The organism is Micromonospora sp. NPDC006766 (assembly GCF_040636055.1).
In the GTDB taxonomy this organism is placed as follows: Bacteria; Actinomycetota; Actinomycetes; order Mycobacteriales; family Micromonosporaceae; genus Micromonospora.
On sequence record NZ_JBEYIX010000042.1, the window covers coordinates 14,875 to 28,586 of the forward strand.

The following is a 13,712-nucleotide window of genomic DNA, read 5'->3' on the forward strand; positions in this document are numbered from 1 at the left end:
TGTTCGGTTTGTCTTGAGTCCACCGCAGCTCGCTTGCATAGTCGCCAGACGGCACCGACCCAGTTCACATGAGGGAGACCGTGTCACACGCATCCGAGATACTTCGGCTTCGGGAATCCGAGTGGGCGCCGTCCCTGCGCGCGGTGTCGCTCGTCGCCGAGATCGACGCGCCGGAGGACCACGCCAAACAGGTCATCCGCGCCCTGGGACGGGTCTACTGGTACAGCGCACTCCACGACCGGCACCGGTTGCTCACCCGCCAATACCCGGCGTGCCTGGTCGTCGGCCTGGCCGGGATCGGTGCCGTCGGGTACGAGCACGGCGACTACTGGACCGCCGTCCACAATGAGCTGCCGGGCCAGATTGACCAGACGCTGTGGGGGAGGGCCTTCCGCGCCAACCTCGACCACTTCCGGCTGGCCCGGTTCCATGGTCTGCCGCAGGTCAACGTCGGTGAGATCCTCATGCACGCCGGGGTCCCCGCATACTGCCTCGGCGACCTGCTGAATCTCCTCCTGCAGCGCCAGTCCCGCGACCCCGGACTCACCGGTGAGAGCTTCCTCGCCTGGGCGCTCGCGTCCGGCCGCGAGTCGCGCCTGAGCGGGACCGACAAGCCGGTGCAGCGGTTCCTTCAGCGCGGCGAAGACTACGCCGAAGACCTCATCGACCGCTGCCTCGACCTTCTGGAGCGGCTGCGGCAGCCGGGGATCACCGCGGACGGACTCGGACTGTCCCCACACCTGATCGCCAAGGCCCAGGCGCTCGCAGAGGCGGGCCAGCTCGACTGGACGGGCAGCTCAGACCGCATCGACTCGGCCACGCAGCCAGCGCAGCAGCGTCCCCACCTGGAGTTGGAGCCGTTCGGTCGGGGCCTGCTGGTGTGGCTGCCGCCGGTCCACGACGCACTGGACGGTCGTGTCATGTGGCGGTTGCGCTTTGACGGCGAGGTCGAGTCGGTCGTCAGCCAGTCGCGCTGGCCGGGCACGACCGAGACGGCACCCGCAACAGCGGTAGCCATCACGCGCCCCGCCCGGCAGGTGGCGGTCGAACTGGCCGGCTACGACCAGGAGTACGAACTGGACGTGGTCGACCCGCGCGACCCCCTCCTGGTCTTCACCGCGGACGGTCGACGGGTGCCGGCAACCTCCGGTCTGCCGCCCGAGCCGGTCTGGTTGCTGTATCCGCAGGAAAGCGACGGCGGTGGGCCGCTCGAACTGCGGGTCGACGGCGACTTGCTCGACACGTACGACGTGCCGGCCCCGTACGGCTGGCTCGGCTGGACGCTGCGCCGCGCTGACCTTCGCCAGGTGTCCCAGCTGCGACTGGGGGATGGGACACCCCGCCGGGTCAAGGGTGCCCGCCGCGCCCAACTGCAGCTCGCCCAGCCGTTGCCCGGGGTGAGCAGCCTCGACGGCGCGCCGGTCGTCGCTACGGCCCCGCGGCTGGCCCTGCCGACCGATCCCGGCGTGACCACCGAATGGTCGATCCGGATCCGCCGGCCCGGCACCGGCCAGCTCCTGCACACCGAAAGCCTCTCCGTGGGCGACGACACGACGGTCGACCCGTGGCGGCATCTGGTCCGTCCCCTGGTCGGCACGTACGAGATCACCGTCCGAGGTCCGCTCGGCCGCGGCCTGTCCCGCACGCTGGAGATCGCCGAAGGCCTGTCGGCCATCTCCCACCCCTCCTGGCGGGCGATCACGGCGGACGGGCTGGAACCGGCCACGGTAGGGGCCCGCGCCACCCTGCCCGGCTTGTCGGTCACGTCCGCCACTATCCACCTGGGTGCCGCCGAGACCACCGCCGAACTTCAGCTCGACAGCACCGGTGGCGGGACCACCGTACGAGTCACGCCCGCACACATGGCGGTCCAGCGCCTCGGCGGCGGCAGCCGCGCCGAATGGTCCCTGCAGCCTCTGCGACTGGACACCGAGACGATCGGCGAGGGTGAACTCCTGGTCCGGCTGCCGCGGGCGGCGGACGCACGGCTGATCGTCCGGTCCGGGGGCCGCGAGCGGCAAACCGTTCCGTCCGGGGCGACCTATGGGCAGCCGATGGCCCGGTTCCGGCTCGCCGACATCGCCGACACGGTCGGCGCCCACGGCCTCGCTCAGCTGGACGTCCGCTTGGACGGGCAGGACTTCCCGGTGGCGCGCTGCACGCCTCGACGCCTCGCCAGCGCGGTACGCGTCGAGGACGACCGGTTGGTGCTGGTCGACGGCGTGCGGGCCGGAGGACTGACGGCTGGGCTGTACCAGGTGTACGCGCCGTGGCAGCCGCCGCACATCACGCACCTCACCGCGGATCTGGTCAGCGACCCGCTCCCGACGCACGTCACGACCGCCGGCCCACTGGTCGCGCTGCTACGCATCGAGGATCCGTGGCTGCCGGCGGACTGGCCGGACTGGCCCGGACGCGACAACGCCTACGACATCACCGACCTCACATGGGAAGCGACCGGGCAGGACCCGGCGGGCGAGGCGCTCTCGGCGTACCTGGCCGGAACAGGCGACCTGCCAGACCGGCCAGACATCGCGCCGCTGCTGTTCCACCTCTACCCGCGCGCGGACGACATCCGCGCCCGAGGCGTCACCGCCGACGTCCGCGGCACCGCCGTGCTCCTTCGCCGGCATCCCGCCGCGGCGCTGGCCGCGCTCACCAAACACCAAGCCTCAGCCGACCAGGTAGTCGCGCCCCTGGTGCACTCCGGCCTGATCACCCTGCCACCCGAGAACTACGTCAGCGAAGCCGCCGAGGCACGGCTGTGGACCGCGAGCCCCCTCGCCGGCATGCTCGCCTCGGCACACCGACTCCCTGACATCGCCTCCCATGCCGATCTGCGCGAACAGATCGCCGCAGTGTGCGGGGAGGTGGCAGACCAGCTGCTCGCCGGCGGCCCCGACCCGTATGAGACGGTCGGCAGATTCGACCAGTCGGCCGAGAGGTTCGCGCTGCTTCCCCCCGAGGAACGCGACCGGGTATGGCGGGCGATGCGGATCGTCCCCGGCGGCCTGCTCGACGCGGACGAACGGCTGGCGGCGGCCCGCCACCTCTTCGAAGTACGGGTGCGGCCCGGCCTGGGACGGGTCTCCAGCCATGCCGAAGGGCTGCTGCTGACCCTAAAAAAGCCGTTGGCAGAGTTCGGTGGACCGAGGGTCGTCGCCGCGGTGCAGGCCCGCCAGCCGACCCGCGGGTGGCTCGCCCTCCCCGCACTGTCGCTGGCGTTCGCCCTCGTGGCGCGGCTCGCCGCCCGAGGGCACACCGCCCTGGAGCCGCAGCTGCCACGAATCCTGGCCCACCACGCGACGCTCGCCCGCAGCGCGCCCCGCCTCGTCACCATCGACCTCCTCCTCGCGGAGTTCCTCCTGACCGGAGCCGGAGCAGCCGAATGATCCTCGACCCCCTCACCACCAGCGACGCGATCGTCTCCACCTACCGGCGCTATCTGCGTACCCTGGTGGAGCCCAAGGATCCCCGGCTCGCGACCGCGCTCGACGCCGCGATCGGCGAGGCAATCAACCAGGAGATCACCAAGGGACCGCTGCTCGAGGCGACCCCGCCCTACGTCACCGGTTCCACACCCCGCCAGCTCATCGACGCGGGCGCGCTGGAACCCGGCATCGCGACCCTCGGCGACGGCCTGGCCGTGGACCGCCCGCTCTACCGACACCAGGAGAGGGCGATCCGGAAGGCGGCCGCGGGCCGCAACATCGTCGTCGCCACCGGGACCGGATCCGGCAAGACCGAAAGTTTCCTCATCCCCATCCTGAGTCGGCTGATGGCCGAACGTGCGGCGGGCACCCTCGGGCCGGGCGTCCGGGCGCTGCTGCTGTATCCGATGAACGCGCTGGCCAACGATCAGATGAAGCGGCTGCGGAGCCTGCTGGCCGAGGCGCCGGACATTACCTTCGGTCGGTACACGGGAGAGACCCGCCGCAGCCGCCGGGAGGCCGTGGAGGTCTTCGAGCAGCAGAACCCCGGCGAGCGCCTGCTCACCAACGAGCTGCTCAGCCGGGAGGAGATGCAGCAGCGGCCGCCGCACTTCCTGCTGACCAACTACGCCATGCTCGAATACCTGCTGCTGCGCCCCTTGGACATGGACCTGTTCGAGGGTGACCACGCCGGGCACTGGCAGTTCATCGTCGTCGACGAGGCGCACGTCTACGACGGGGCACGCGGGGCGGAGCTGGCAATGCTGCTGCGCCGACTCGCCGACCGGGTGGAGTCGGGCCGGCCGGTGCAGTGCATCGCGACCAGCGCGACCGTCGGCGGCGACATGAAGGCCGTGGTCGACTTCGCCGCCTCCCTCTTCCCCGTCCCGTTCGAGTACGACCCCACGGATGAGGCGAGGCAGGACGTCGTCACCGCCGACCGGGTCGAGCTGCCACCCGGGCCCGAGTGGGGCCCCCTGCCCGCATCGGCGTATGAGGAGCTGCTCAACGCGCCGGATCCCGCCGGCGCCGTCGTCGCCCTTGCCCCCAAGCACGGGTACGCCGGGGACGATCCCGCCCAGGCGCTGGCCTACGAGCAACGCATCCGCCGGCTCAAGGCGATGCTCGCCCACGGGCCGATACCGCTGCACGAGGTCGCCCAGGCCCTGCTCCCCGGTCACGGTCCGTCCGCGTCCGCGGCGATGGTCGCCCTGGCCAACAGCGTGCACGACAAGACCGGCACCCCGGTGCTCTCCGCCCGCTACCACCTGTTCGCCCGCGCGACGGAAGGCGCCTTCGCCTGCCTCGGATCCAACGGGCCGCACGTCAGCCTGACCAGGCACGAGCGGTGCGGACGGTGCGGCGACGCGGCCTTCGAGTTCGGCACCTGCCGCCGCTGCGGCACCGTCTACCTGATGGGCACGGTGGAGCAGATCGGCACCCTCAGGGTATTCCGGTCCCGCCGCTCCCGTGACGAGCAGCAGGTGTGGATGGCGCTGGTCGACGGTGTGGCGACCGACGAGGACGAGGAAATCTTCAGCGCTGCCGCTAATGCGGCCGGCGAGATGGGGGCGATGTGCACCCGCTGCGGGGTGTTCCAGGCCGGTGCGACAACCAGCTGCCCGCGCTGCCCGAACAGCGCCATGCGCGCCGTACGCTTCCTGCGACAGCGCACCGACGAGCTCACGGCATGCCTGGCGTGCGGCGGACGCGGAGACGGCCTGATCCGACTGTTCGCCAGCGGCAACGAAGCCTCCGCCTCGGTCCTGGCGACAGCCCTCTACCAGAAGCTGCCCGTGGCGCCCGACCCCGTTCAGCAGGGCCTACGAGGCGGCGGACGCAAACTGCTGCTGTTCAGCGACAGCCGGCAGTCGGCGGCGTACTTCGCGCCGTACCTTGAAGACTCCTACGAACGGATGCAACACCGGCGGCTGCTTCACGAGGGCGCCGTCACCGCCACGGCAAGCGGTGACGAAGTACGCCTTGAGGACGTCGTCTACCACACCTCCCGCGCCGCCGACCGATACGGCATCTTCGAACGCCGACAGAGCCGACAGGCACGGGAGCGGCAGGTCGCCCTCTGGGCACAGGTGGAAGCCGTCGGCGTCGACGAACGCAACTCCCTGGAAGGCAGGGGACTGATCGCCTGGGACATGTCCCGCGACCCCGCCTGGCGGCCACCCCAGCCACTGCTCGCCCTCGGCCTCACCGACGAGGAAGCCTGGGCGCTGCTCGCCGAACTGATCCGCTCGATCCGACTCCAGGGCGCCGTCGCTGCCCTCGACGGCGTGGACCCGCGCGACGAGGCGTTCCAACCGCGGCTCGGCCCGATCTACGTACGCGGCACCGGCTCCGACAAGCGCCGCAAGGTGCTCAGCTGGCTACCGACCAAGGGCACCAACCGGCGGGCCGACTTCGTGGCCAGAGTGCTCACCCGGCTCAACCGGCAGGCGAATCCGATTCAACTGCTGGAGGGCGTGTGGCGCCTGCTGACCAAGGGGCCGCAGGCCGAGTGGCTGATCGCCGGCACCGAGCCCGGCATCGGGCAGGTCTACCAACTTGACCCCGCCCTGATCACCTGCACGCCCACGGCCGGCGGCCTGGCCCTGTGGCAGTGCACCCGATGCCGCAAGCTCACCCCGTTCAACGTGCGCGCCACCTGCCCCACTATGGCCTGCACCGGTGACCTCGAACCCTGGACGCCCCCCACGGACGACACTGACCCGGACCACTACCGCAACGTCTACCGGGACATGAACCCGGTGCCGCTGCGCGTACTCGAACACACCGCCCAGTGGACGAGCGAGCGCGCCGCCGAGATCCAGCAGCAGTTCGTCCGCGGCGAAGTCAACGCCCTCTCCTGCTCCACGACGTTCGAACTCGGCGTCGACGTCGGTGAGCTGCAGGCCGTCATGCTGCGCAACATGCCACCGACCACCGCCAACTACGTCCAACGGGCCGGTCGGGCCGGCCGCCGAACCGATTCGGCCGCGCTCGTGCTCACCTACGCGCAGCGCCGTTCGCATGACCTCTCCCGTTTCGCCGAGCCCGACCGGATGATCGCCGGGGAGGTCCGGGCACCGTACGTGCCCCTGAACAATGTGCGGATCGACCGACGGCACGCCCACTCCGTCGCGCTCGCGGCGTTCTTCCGGCACCAGTTCCGTGCCCATGGCACCATCTGGCGTACGGCGGGGGAGTTCCTCCTGCCAGGAGACGACGGGATCGCCCCGGTCACGTTGGTCCGCGACTTCCTCACCCCTGTTCCTGCGCAGGTCACCGCCTCACTGCGGCAGGTGCTGCCGCCCGACGTGCGAGACAGCGTCGGCGTCGACTCCGAAGAATGGGTCGAGCACCTGCTCTACCTGCTGGAATCGGTCCGGGCCGAACTACAGCAGGACGTCGACACGTACGAGCAAAAGCGGCAGGAGGCATTCGCCGCGCGCCAGGACGACAAGGCCGCGCGGTATGGCCGCGTCATGAACACGATCACTCGCCGTGAACTGCTCGGGCTGCTCGCCAACCGCAACGTCCTGCCGAAGTACGGCTTCCCCGTCGACACCGTCGAACTGCGACTGGCCTTCGCGGACGCCCGACATGCCAAGCAGCTCGAGCTGTCCAGAGACCTGTCGTCCGCCATCTACGAGTACGCGCCCGGTGCGGAGGTCGTCGCCGGGGGACTGGTCTGGCAGTCGGCCGGCCTGTACCGGCTGCCCGGGCGAGACCTGGAGCGACGCTACTACGCGGTGTGCGACGGATGTGGCCACTACCGCGACTCGATCGACCGCCTCGACCAGGAATGCCCAGCCTGCGGCGCCGCCCTGATTGGCGCGCCCCGCCAGTACGCCATCCCGGTCTTCGGATTCGTTGCGGCACGGGGCGCCGGCAGGCGACCCACCAGCGCACCCCGTCGTGCGTGGCACGGCGCGACCCATGTCGTCTCACCCGGCGCCGAGCTCTACGCGGACAAGCTGGACCTCGCCGGTGGAGCGGTGACCATCCGGGCCGGCGCCCGGGGTGAGCTGGTCGCGATCAGCGACGGCGCGATGGGACGTGGCTTCTTCGTCTGCGCGACCTGTGGCTTCGCCTGCCGGGCCATCGACGGCCGCGCCGATCACCAAAGCCCACTCAGCGGCCGCGAGTGCCGTGGCCGCATGGAGAACCTGTCGCTGGCACACAAATACCAGACGGACGTCCTCGAACTGAGCTTCGACGGTGCAATCGTGGCCGGTGTCGACGAGAGCGCCTGGCGATCGATCGCCTACGCCCTGGTGGAGGGAGCGGCAATCGCGCTCGAGATCTCCCGCGACGACATCGACGCGACGGTCTACCGGACCGAAGCGGGCCGTAGCGTGATCATGCTGTACGACACCGTGCCCGGCGGCGCCGGCCACGTCCAGCGCATCGCGGAGCGGCTGCGAGACGTACTGGACCAGGCCCTGCGGCGGGTCCGCGACTGCGAATGCGGCCCGGAAACCAGTTGCTACCGGTGCCTACGGGTGTTCCGCAACGAGCGCTACCACGAGCAGCTACGCCGCGGCGCAGCGGCGGACGTGCTAGGCCGCCTACTCGGCAAACGCGACCAGGCGTCCGTCGGCGCCCTACGGGTGTCGCTCACCGATGTCGGACCCGCTCTCACCGCGACCCGCCGCTTCCTGGTGACGGAGGCACCCGGCGAGGTCTTCGAGCCGGTCACCTCTGGGCAACTCGACCTCTACGAAGGCCGAGTCGTCCTCGCCACCCGCGACGGCGAAGCCGCAGTAGGACGGCTCTGGCTCCGACGCGACGCCTACGGCGTGATCGGGGCGGGCCTGCAACCGACAGCCGGACCGCCGCTGGACAACGGCGCGGACGGGCTCACCCTGATCGGTGTTGCGGTGCTCTGATTCCGGCGGCTGTGCCCGTGCACGACCGCGTGGCTTTCCTCTGTCCATGGACGAAACCGCCACCCAGCTCGATCAACGCCCGGGCGCGAGCAATGCTCAAGACCTGTGAATCGGCCGGAAGGGGCGTACCTTCCCGGTGGTCGATTCGTGTAGGTCTCGAGTAAGGCCCGTTGGCGCGTCGGTCGGGAAGGCACACCCGTGCTGACTGTAGTCGCGGAGGACGGACAGCGACGCGAGGGCGTTTCGCTGCTGGATGACGTTGTTCGTGAGGGGGTGCGGCGGATGTTGGCTGCGGCGTTGGAGGCCGAGGTCGATGCCGACCTGGCCGAGCTGGCGTCCGAGCGTGACGAGCGGGCCGCAGGTTGGTGGTACGCAACGGCCACGCCCAGCCACGGCAAGTGATGACCAGTGCTGGGGTGATCGAGGTGGTCGCGCCGCGGGTCGACGACAAGCGCATCGACCCGGTCACCGGACAGCGTCGACGGTCCCGTTCAGCGATCCTGCCGCCGTGGTGTCGCAATTCGCCGAAGCTGGCCGAGGTACTGCCGCTGCTGTACCTGCACGGCCTGTCGTCCGGGGACTTCGTGCCGGCGTTAGAGCAACTCCTCGGCTCGGCGGCCGGCCTGTCCCCGGCGGCGATCACCCGGTTGACCGCCCAGTGGACCGACGACTACCACACCTGGCGCAAGCGGAACCTGCCGCAGGTCGACTACATCTACGTCTGGGCCGATGGTATTCACGTCAAAAACGGTGCGTCTCGAGGAGGACACGCTGTGCCTGCTCGCTATTGTCGACGTCCGCGCCGACGGCACCAAGGAACTGGTCGCCCTGGCCAACGGCTACCGCGAACCGACCGGCTGCTGGGCCGATCTGCTGCGTGACTGCGCCCGCCGGGGCATACGCGCCCCGGTCCTGGCCGTCGGTGACGGTGCGCTGGGGTTCTGGGCCGCGCTGCGGGAGGTATTCCCCGAAACTCGTGAGCAGCGCGACTGGGTGCACAAGACCGCCAACGTCCTCGCCGCGCTACCGAAGTCCGCGCATCCGGGCGCGAAGGCCGCCCTGGCCGAGATCTGGGGTGCCGAAGACAAGAGTCACGCCCAACTCGCCGCGAGACGGTTCGCTGACCTGTACGGCGCCAAGTTCGCCAAGGCCACCGCGAAAGTCACCGACGACCTCGACGTGCTGCTGATCTTCTACGACTACCCGGCCGAGCACTGGGTGCACCTGCGCACCTCCAACCCGATCGAGTCGACCTTCGCCACCGTCCGACACCGCACCCGCGTCACCAAAGGCCCCGGCAGCCGCGCCTTCGGCCTCGCCACGGCGTTCAAACTCATCGAAGCCGCCCTGGACCGCTGGCGGGCGGTCAACGCACCCCACCTCGTCGCCCTGGTCCGCGCCGGCGCCACGTTCGTCAACGGCCGCCTCGTCGAGCAGGTCGCAGCATGACCACGGGCGACAGCCGGCCGCAGTGGCCCACCGACAAGGTGAACGCACTACGCCTCGGCCAGCGCCTGGTGATCGAGGTAACCGCCTCCGGCCCAGGCCGGCGAGCGTTCATCGACATCCGGCCCATCGCGGCCGCCGCTGACTCCGACGCTCGACAGCAGGGCTGGACCCGATCCGACCGTGATCGCACCTTCAAGCTGGAGCACTGGGACTACGACGCCGACCAGATCGCCGGCTTCGACTACGACGTTGGCGCGGTCCTCGTGCAAGCCACCACCGTCACCGGCGAGGCCCAACTCACCGCTGCTCTCGAAGCATGGAACCTGCAGCCCGAACAGTTCCTCCACCCCTGGCAGACCGACGACCCGAAGTAACAGCCGACCTCACTCGCGAATCCACCGATCCACAGGTCTTGACGATTTCTCCGAGCCACCGTGATCATTGCTCCAACTGCATCAGCAACTCCAGCAGCGTGTCGTTGACAGCGATCAGGGCAGCGACATCACGGTCACCAGCTGCTTGCTTCGCCAACACACTCAGTCGCTGCCGCGCGATGACGGCATCCTGCTGGTCGCAGAGCTCCGTAACAGCGGCGCGCGCTGATGCCGCCCACGGATCGACCATCTCCTCAGCGATCTGCAGCGCCTTCAGACGCCAGCCGCGACTGCGGTCGGCTTGCTGCCGAGCTCGCTGTGCGCCGCGGTACTCCTGCCAGAACCCGAAGGCTGTTTCGCCGATTACGAGTGCGGGCCCGAGCGCACGAGCTACCTTCGCCGTGCCCTCGGCTGCTTTGACCGCTCCCCACGGGGGGAACTTGCCACCGATGCCGTGCCAGATCTGCTTGACGGCTGTGTTGCCGACGCCGCCAGGCCGGGCGCCGGCACCGCCGAAGTTACGGGCGATCGACTGCAGACCGAGCAGGATCTGTTGTCGGATGACCGGCCATGCGGGAACGGCGGAAGGTTGCTCGAGGACAGCGAGCTCTTCGCTTCTGGGCTTCGGCACATACCGTTCCAGAGCGCTACCCACGTTCTCGCTCGTCCGCTCCGCGTCGGCGTCCAGGACACTGTCGAACTGTTTCTGCGCCTCGGCGGCGACAGCGCTCAACTGGTCCTCGTCGATGTCGGGGCCCAGTTCCACGAGCTTCGACGCCACGAGCACCTTCGCCTCCTCCGCGGCGCGGCTGACAGATTCGTTCATCTGTTGCCGCTGTTCAGCGATGGCGCCAGCGACCTCGTCGAGTTGGCTGAGGAGCGGGTCGCCGCCGGCTGTGACGGACGTCCTGTCGATCGCGTCACGGCCGTAGGCGGCGAGCTCTCGCAGTGGTGTTGCAAGCCGCAGGTGTGCTCCACGCGCGCGAACTATCTCGTCAAGAAAGTCGGCCAGTTTGCGTATGCCTGACATCCGCCGCCGCTGCTCTGGCTGCGGGAAGTCCTCTGCCTGCAGCCAACTACGTGCGTCCGTACGCACCACCGGTATCAGGTCGAAGACCTCACCGAGTACATCTCGTAGGTGATTCTCAACCTGTGCCGGGTCTGACCCTTCTGCGGCGCTCTTATTGACGACCAGGAGCAGTTGACTGAGAGTCCGTAGCCGCTGCCGCAGGAGTGCGAAGTAGTCCGCGGCGACGTCATCGAAGCCTTCTGCTGTGGCGACGAAAACCACTGCGTCGGCGCCGCGCAGCGCCTCCTCGGTGATCCGGTCGTGCGCTTCGTGTTCCCCAGTCCTTACTCCCGGTGTGTCGACGATGAGATGGCCTTGCCACGGGTATGTCGTCGCTCGCGTCGTCGCGATGTCCGCGCCGGTCTCGATGTCGAGACCGGTGAGGCACTTGATGAGCGACGACTTGCCCGCTGAGTACTGACCGACGAACACGACCGTGACCGCGTCCGCCGCATCGGCGGTCGGCACATCAGTGGCGAGCGCACGGAGCTCGTCGTGCGCCGCGTTGGTGAGGACTGTGACAAGTCGGTCGCGGGCGTCGTGTGTCGCGCTGACGATGCGGGCAAGCGCGAGCAGGTCGGCGCCTGCCTGGCTGATTTGGCGATCAGTCATGTGTCCGTCCGTGATTCAGCTTCACTTGAAAGTTCCCTGACCAGGCGCGTGAGCTGAGCGGACCACATCGCGTACGTCTCAATGCGCAGAGCCATCTCGTTGAGGACTGTATCAATGCTCCGGCTGATTGGCTCCCAGCTTGCGCGCGCAGCGTCTTCGGCGCAGGTACGGGCCTGCGCCAGGGCGGTCATGTACGCGGCCTGGGCCGCGTTTACGGAGGCTTCCCGTTTGGCCAGCTCACGCTCGACCGTTGGCGCAAGGTCTTTCCGGATGTTGTCGACGGTTCGTTCGTCCACAAGGCCAATCAGCAATGGGGTGACCCGTCGGTCGGTAAGCGCGATGGCGGCCACCGCGGCGGCTCCCTTCACCCCGCGAGCTACCCAGTTGGCAGCGCGCGCGTTGAGTGGGTCGCCCTCGAGTGGCGCTTCTGGCAGTTGCGGCGCCTCGACCTGCATCTGCAAGGTCGGCAGGTCGAGACCGTGGCCGTCGACGAGCTGCTGCAGGCACTTCTCGGCGGCACCCTCTGCGGCCTGCGCGAGACTCGCGTGTGCCTGCTTGCTCGCTGCGACCGCCTCGGACCGCATGTGCTCCTGCGCCTTCCCCCGGTGCGGCTCCTCCGCCGCGTAGCGCGCAGCTGCCACGACCCGCGTGGTGGTCGATGCGAACGCGTTCGCAGCTGCGTGCCTGACCCCATCCCCGTATTCGTCCGTAGCTGCCTCGGTGTCATTGCGCAGGGCTTTTCTGTCGGCGACGAGTTCCCTCTTGTGGGCCCGAAGCGTCGCTGCGACGACACGCGTTGCCGCCGCTGCATCAGCAGCGCGTGCGCGGAGCACCGCAGCAGCGGTTGCGGGGCGACGTGCGTGTGCTTCCGCCGCGGCAACCGCCAGCGCCGCCTCTGCAGCCGGCACACCAGACTGGCTCAAGAGCCGCTGGTCCTCGCCCTCGAGACCGCGCTGCGCAAGCCACAAGTTGACGTGCGCGATCGTCGGGTCGCTGACATCAACTTGCGCCAGCACATGGCGAATCCGTGCTTCTTGACCACTAATGTCGGAGAAGATCACTGCGGGCGACAGATCGCCGACGAGCTCCTCGGCTGTGAACGTCTGCTTGTGATTGACAAGGACGAAGACTGGGATGCCGGGAGCGATCGCTTGCAGCACGGGGGCTACTGTCGCCGGCTGCTGGCTGTCGGACCCCGCCACCCACACAACGAGGTCAGCATCTTTCGCGGCCGTCAAGGCGGACGTATCGTCGACGGCTCCCTGGTAGGCGCCGACGCCGGGCGTATCGACAACGTCAATGTCCCGCCACCGATATGTGACGGGGATGCGCGTCGTGCGTTGCCCGCCCTTTCCGATGCCGTCGGCGCCCTCGCCCGTCAGCACGAAACGAAGCGTCGACTTCCCCGCCTTCGTACGACCGATGCACACCACCCGCGCAGCATCGCCGCGCACCCGGACCAGCTCGGCCAATAGGCCTTCGATGATCTCCCGTGCCTGCGCGATCTGCAGCTTCAGCGAGGCATCACGAACCGTGTCATCCTCTGGTCCGGTGGCGGCCTCGACCTCTTCGAGCATCGCCAAGAGTCGGCCGGCGACGTCGACGGCCTTCGCGTTCCCGCCCTGCGCTTCCGCAGGCACTCTTGCCTCCTCTGTGCGGCCAACGCTGCCCGTGCCGAAAACCCCATCTGCACAGGTCAGGCGGCCTTTCGGTCGCCGGTGCCGTGGTTCTAACGGCGGCATTATTGCGCACCAGCGGGCCTCGGGGCGTCCCGTCCATCGAGCTCGGCTGGTTTCTCTGGCAGGCGGGCGGCCGCGTAGTCCGTCCATGACGGTCGGTCGAGGGTGGACCACCCTTGGACGGCGGTGTTGCCCAGGCCGAGGTTGTCGCA

5 protein-coding genes and 1 pseudogene are annotated in these 13,712 nt (G+C 69.2%); 4 read left to right on the forward strand and 2 right to left on the reverse strand.

Annotated elements, in window-relative coordinates; translation table 11 throughout:
• The first annotated feature begins 80 nt into the window (after positions 1 to 80).
• The 4 genes and pseudogenes from ABZ671_RS25220 to ABZ671_RS25235 all read left to right on the forward strand — a co-directional run bounded on the left by ABZ671_RS25220 (position 81) and on the right by ABZ671_RS25235 (position 10,140).
• Positions 81 to 3,392 carry a hypothetical protein gene (locus tag ABZ671_RS25220; RefSeq protein WP_357862486.1) on the forward strand — a complete coding sequence of 1,104 codons (3,312 nt, stop codon included), beginning with the start codon at positions 81 to 83 and terminating at the stop codon, positions 3,390 to 3,392.
• Complete coding sequence (locus ABZ671_RS25225) at positions 3,389 to 8,317, forward strand: DEAD/DEAH box helicase (protein ID WP_357862488.1); 4,929 nt, start codon at positions 3,389 to 3,391, stop codon at positions 8,315 to 8,317. The genes ABZ671_RS25220 and ABZ671_RS25225 overlap by 4 nt, the downstream gene beginning before the upstream one ends.
• A 198-nt stretch (positions 8,318 to 8,515) precedes the next feature.
• A pseudogene (locus ABZ671_RS25230) lies at positions 8,516 to 9,766 on the forward strand (IS256 family transposase).
• Positions 9,763 to 10,140, forward strand: a complete 378-nt coding sequence (locus tag ABZ671_RS25235; protein ID WP_357862490.1) for a hypothetical protein — start codon at positions 9,763 to 9,765, stop codon at positions 10,138 to 10,140. The pseudogene ABZ671_RS25230 and the gene ABZ671_RS25235 overlap by 4 nt, the downstream one beginning before the upstream one ends.
• Positions 10,141 to 10,204: 64 nt before the next feature.
• Here ABZ671_RS25235 and ABZ671_RS25240 read toward each other — a convergent pair whose 3' ends face one another.
• Together ABZ671_RS25240 and ABZ671_RS25245 are read right to left on the reverse strand one after the other, a co-directional pair.
• Positions 10,205 to 11,821, reverse strand: a complete 1,617-nt coding sequence (locus ABZ671_RS25240; protein WP_357862492.1) for a GTPase — start codon at positions 11,819 to 11,821, stop codon at positions 10,205 to 10,207.
• On the reverse strand, positions 11,818 to 13,461 hold the full coding sequence (locus ABZ671_RS25245; RefSeq protein ID WP_357862494.1) for a GTPase domain-containing protein: 1,644 nt from the start codon (positions 13,459 to 13,461) through the stop codon (positions 11,818 to 11,820). Before ABZ671_RS25245 ends, ABZ671_RS25240 begins: the two co-directional genes overlap by 4 nt.
• Positions 13,462 to 13,712: the final 251 nt, after the last annotated feature.